General features: G+C 58.8%; 4 protein-coding genes and 1 pseudogene. 2 read left to right on the top strand and 3 right to left on the bottom strand.

What is annotated here, in order from left to right; all coding sequences use genetic code 11:
* Positions 1-212 (bottom strand): annotated as a pseudogene (locus OQK_RS03375) (leucyl aminopeptidase); the annotation flags it as partial.
* A gap of 71 nt (positions 213-283) precedes the next feature.
* Positions 284-421, bottom strand: a complete 138-nt coding sequence (locus OQK_RS30730; protein WP_003222780.1) for a hypothetical protein — start codon at positions 419-421, stop codon at positions 284-286.
* Between the two features lie 892 nt (positions 422-1,313).
* Between OQK_RS30730 and OQK_RS03365 the strand changes: the two genes are divergently transcribed.
* Positions 1,314-2,726 (top strand): amino acid permease, encoded by a 1,413-nt coding sequence (locus OQK_RS03365; protein ID WP_016771120.1) that lies wholly within the window; start codon positions 1,314-1,316, stop codon positions 2,724-2,726.
* A gap of 224 nt (positions 2,727-2,950) precedes the next feature.
* On the top strand, positions 2,951-3,364 hold the full coding sequence (gene arfB, locus OQK_RS03360; RefSeq protein WP_016771119.1) for an alternative ribosome rescue aminoacyl-tRNA hydrolase ArfB: 414 nt from the start codon (positions 2,951-2,953) through the stop codon (positions 3,362-3,364).
* Here arfB and OQK_RS03355 read toward each other — a convergent pair.
* Positions 3,361-4,548, bottom strand: a complete 1,188-nt coding sequence (locus OQK_RS03355) for an MFS transporter (protein ID WP_038861083.1) — start codon at positions 4,546-4,548, stop codon at positions 3,361-3,363. The genes arfB and OQK_RS03355 overlap by 4 nt on opposite strands.
* Positions 4,549-4,771 lie beyond the last annotated feature (223 nt).

Genomic DNA, 4,771 nt, shown 5'->3' with positions numbered 1-4,771 from the left:
GCTTCGGACAGCGCTGCGGTGCTTTCCAGGTCCAGGCGCCGGGCGCTGAACTGGAAGCGCGGATGTTCACCGGCCTGTTCGGCAATGGCGCCGGTCAGGGCTTCGTAGTCGGCAGTATGGCCGAGCATGACCTTCGCCGAGTCGAGGCCGGCGAGGGCTGGGTGATGTTCGAGGTAGTAAAGGAAATGCGAGATGGCGCGGGGCTTGTCCATGAATCCTCCCTGACTGACCGGGGAATGAAGCGGCAGGCACGACCGGCCGGACCGTGCCTGCCCGGGATGTCTTACAGAGGCCACATCGCCGTGCCGAACGGAACCACCGCGTCGGCTTGCATCATTTCCACAGCGGCCTCATGGGTTGGCGCTTCAAACCATTCGTCCAGTTGCAGTTCGGTATCCAAGTCTTTTTCCAGTGCTTGCATGGTCGATCTCCTAGAGAATTTCACGGTTTATGACTGACCGGTCGAGGTGGCCGGTGAGACGTGAAGAACCTAGTTGAGCGTTTTTGTGAATGCAAAAATTTATCCATTTAATTTTTAAATAGACTTTTTGTTCTGTTTTTCGGGATGGATTTTCTTATTTCAAAACAAAAAACTAGGTTAGTGAAATTGATAGCAAGCTAGCGACCGTCAATATGCAGACGTCCTACAGAAATTTCTGATTCGGAAAATATTCGTTACGCGTTGTAAAGAAAACCTGACGATATTGGCCCGCCGACGCGGTGATTTCACGTCTCGCCATCCGTTGTAAGGAAAAGCTTCCGTAACCCGACGCAGCGTGCGCCACGCAGGGCTCTGGCGCGCTTGTTTCCAGCCTTCAGGCAGGGTGTGATGCGCCCCATGCCTGTCGTGCAGGCGAATAACAAGAAGGAGGCGCAATGTACGCCGCGACTGATTTCCACTTCTCCCCGTGGGACGGTTTTCTCCTCGTCCCCGTCGATGGCTTGCAAAGGCCTGACTCACATTTTGCAGCCGCTCGAGACTGTCGAGGCGGACACATGCAATCCCGGCAACCGACACGCTGATCAGGCGGGTCTGGCAGCAGGGGGTTAGCGGTGTACAATGCGCCGCGTTTTAACTGTGACCCTCTGCGTAATCGCAAAAATCTCGAGGCTATCCGCCTTGTTCACTCCGCCGCGCCACAAGCGTGCCGGGTTCGATTTCGTCACAGATAAAAACAAACAGGTGACGCATGACCGTTGTAAATGAGCTGAACTCCTGGTGCCTGCGCTGGGGTTTGATCGGGGCTGCCTGAAATCGCAACCTTGCAGCAACGTCTACTGAACATCATCAAACCTTGCGTGAGACCTTTTTCATGAGTGGACAACCCTCGCAATCAGGCGAGCTTAAACGCGGCCTGAAAAATCGCCATATTCAACTGATCGCCCTCGGTGGCGCGATCGGTACCGGATTGTTCCTCGGTTCTGCCGGGGTCCTGAAATCCGCCGGGCCGTCGATGATCCTCGGCTACGCCATCTGCGGCTTCATCGCCTTCATGATCATGCGCCAGCTCGGCGAAATGATCGTCGAAGAGCCGGTGGCCGGCTCCTTCAGCCATTTCGCGCACAAATACTGGGGCGGTTTCGCCGGGTTCCTGTCGGGCTGGAACTGCTGGATTCTGTACATTCTGGTGGGCATGTCCGAGCTGACAGCGGTTGGCAAGTACATCCATTACTGGGCGCCGGACATCCCGACCTGGGTCTCCGCTGCTGCATTCTTCGTGCTGATCAACGCGATCAATCTGGCCAACGTCAAAGTCTTCGGTGAAGCTGAATTCTGGTTTGCGATCATCAAGGTTGTGGCCATCGTCGGCATGATCGCGCTGGGCAGCTACCTGCTGGTCAGCGGCCATGGCGGCCCGCAAGCCTCGGTGAGCAACCTGTGGTCCCACGGCGGTTTCTTTCCCAACGGGGTGAGCGGTCTGGTGATGGCCATGGCGATCATCATGTTCTCTTTCGGCGGTCTGGAAATGCTCGGTTTCACCGCCGCTGAAGCCGACAAGCCGAAAACCGTGATCCCGAAAGCGATCAACCAGGTGATCTACCGCATCCTGATTTTCTACATTGGCGCACTGGTGATCCTGCTGTCGCTGACCCCGTGGGACAGCCTGCTGGAAACCCTCAACGCGTCCGGCGATTCCTACAGCGGCAGTCCGTTCGTGCAGGTGTTCTCGATGCTCGGCAGCAACACCGCCGCGCACATCCTCAACTTCGTCGTGCTGACCGCTGCGCTGTCGGTATACAACAGCGGCACCTACTGCAACAGCCGCATGCTGCTGGGCATGGCCGAGCAGGGCGATGCGCCAAAAGCGCTGGCGAAGATTGACAAGCGCGGCGTGCCGGTGCGTTCGATTCTGGCGTCGGCGGCAGTGACGCTGGTTGCCGTGCTGCTCAACTATCTGATCCCGCAGCACGCGCTGGAACTGCTGATGTCGCTGGTGGTTGCGACGCTGGTGATCAACTGGGCGATGATCAGCTACTCGCACTTCAAGTTCCGCCAGCACATGAACCAGACCAAACAGACGCCGCTGTTCAAGGCGCTGTGGTATCCGTACGGCAACTTCGTCTGCCTGGCGTTCGTGGTGTTCATCCTCGGCGTGATGCTGCTGATCCCGGGGATTCAGATCTCGGTGTATGCGATTCCGGTGTGGGTGGTGTTCATGTGGGTCTGCTACCTGATCAAGAACAAGCGCAGTGTGCAGGCGGTGGTGGCTGCAACAGCGAAATAACCTCGCAGGCAGAAACGACAAACCCGGCCAGAGTGCCGGGTTTGTTGTTTTGAAATGGAAAAATCTGGCATCACACCGAACCCTGTGAGAGCGAGCCTGCTTGCGAAAGCGGTCCATCAGAAACATCTGCATCGACTGACACACCGCCTTCGCGAGCAGGCTCGCTCCCACAGAGGTTGAGTGAATCAGGTTATCCTGCACCCTCTGATTACGGACGCTTTTCCATGCTGGTGATTTCCAACAATGTGCATCTGCCGGATGCCGAGATCGAATTGACCGCCATCCGCGCGCAAGGCGCCGGAGGGCAGAACGTCAACAAGGTCTCCAGCGCCATGCACTTGCGCTTCGACATTCCCAACTCGTCGTTGCCGGAGTTCTACAAGGAACGCCTGCTGGCGCTGCGAGACAGTCGTATCACCAGCGACGGCGTGCTGATTATCAAGGCGCAGCAATACCGAACCCAGGAAGCCAACCGCGCCGATGCGCTGGAGCGGCTGGTCGAGCTGATTCTCAGCGCCACCAAAGTGGAAAAGAAACGCCGCCCGACCAAGCCGACCCTCGGTTCGAAGAAGCGTCGGCTGGAGTCGAAAACCAAGCGCGGCAGCATCAAGGCCGGGCGCGGCAAGGTGGACTTCTAAACCTCGCGATACTTCGCCGTGTGCTTGTACAGATAGACACTCAAGCCAAGTCCGCTGAGCGCTGCAAATGCGGCGAACAGGAAGATCGAAGCAAAACCGAATCCTGCTGCGATCGCCCCGGCCAGCGGCCCGGTGATCCCCAGCGACAAATCAATGAACAGCGAATAAGCACCGACCGCCGCGCCACGGCTTGAGGCTGGCACCAGATTTACTGCTTCCACGCCCAGCGCCGGGAACACCAGCGAGAAGCCGAAACCGCTCAGCGCCGCACCGGCCAGTGCCCAATGCGCATCCGGAGCAATCCACAACAGCAACAGTCCCAACGTTTCCACCGACAGACAGGCAATCGCCACGCGGAAGCCGCCGAGGCGGTTGATCAGATTGCCGAACAGCAGCCGCGCGCCGATGAAACTGGCGCCGAACAGGCTCAGGCACAGCACGGCGTTGTCCCAGTGCTGGGTCGCGTAATACAGGGTGATGAAAGTGGCGATGGTGCCGAAGCCGATCGAGCCCAGCGCCAGTCCGCAGCCGTGGGGGAAGACTTTGCCCAGCACATGCATGAACGGCAGACGTTCGCCGGCGACGATCGGCGCGGCGGTCTTCGGCCATGCCAGCGCCAGACCGAGCAAAGCGAGAAGGATGATGCTCACGCCCATGCTCCACAGCCCTAACCTGCTTACCAGCCATACACCGAACGGCGCGCCGATCGCCAGGGCGCCGTAACTGGCGATGCCGTTCCAGGAAATCACTTTCGCCGTATTCGCCGCGCCGACCCGGCCGATGCCCCAGCCAATCGAACCAGAACCGACCAGGCTTTCCGCACTGCCCAACACCAGACGGCCGATCAGCAGGCTGATCAGGCTCAGCAGCGGCAGGTTCGGTGTCCACGCGGAAATCAGCATGAACACACCGCTCAAGCCACAGCCAGCGAGGCCGATCATCACCGCGCGTTTGCTGCCCTGGTTGTCGATGATCTTGCCGGCATACGGGCGGCTGAGCAGGGTAGCGAGGTATTGCACGCTGATCACCAGCCCGGCGATCACCGCACCGAAACCCAAGTCACTGTGGACGTAGCCCGGCAACACGGCGAGCGGGATGCCGATGTTCAGGTAACCGATGAAGGTGAAAAGGACGATGGACACTACTTGCAGCGTAACCGTCAGCGGACGCTGGGGCTCGGGTATAGACGACATGGGTAACGATCCACGGGAGCAGCAGATTAGATAGGCTGCTCATGATACCGGCGTGAACCGCTCAAGGGCGGGGAAAAGTAAAACTATTTGCCGGGTGGCGTTTTCAGGATTTTGCCGGGGCGACCAGTTGCGTGGTGACGAGGGCGGCGAGGGCGTTTTCTTCGCTGCCGAAACGCTCGAGCAGGGCGGCCTGTTTCTCGGGTGAGAGGCGATT

The sequence above is a fragment of the Pseudomonas sp. R62 genome (assembly GCF_000257605.1).
Lineage (GTDB): Bacteria > Pseudomonadota > Gammaproteobacteria > Pseudomonadales > Pseudomonadaceae > Aquipseudomonas > Aquipseudomonas atacamensis.
The sequence above is the reverse complement of the archived record's forward strand: the minus strand, read 5'-3'. Positions and strand labels throughout refer to the sequence as shown.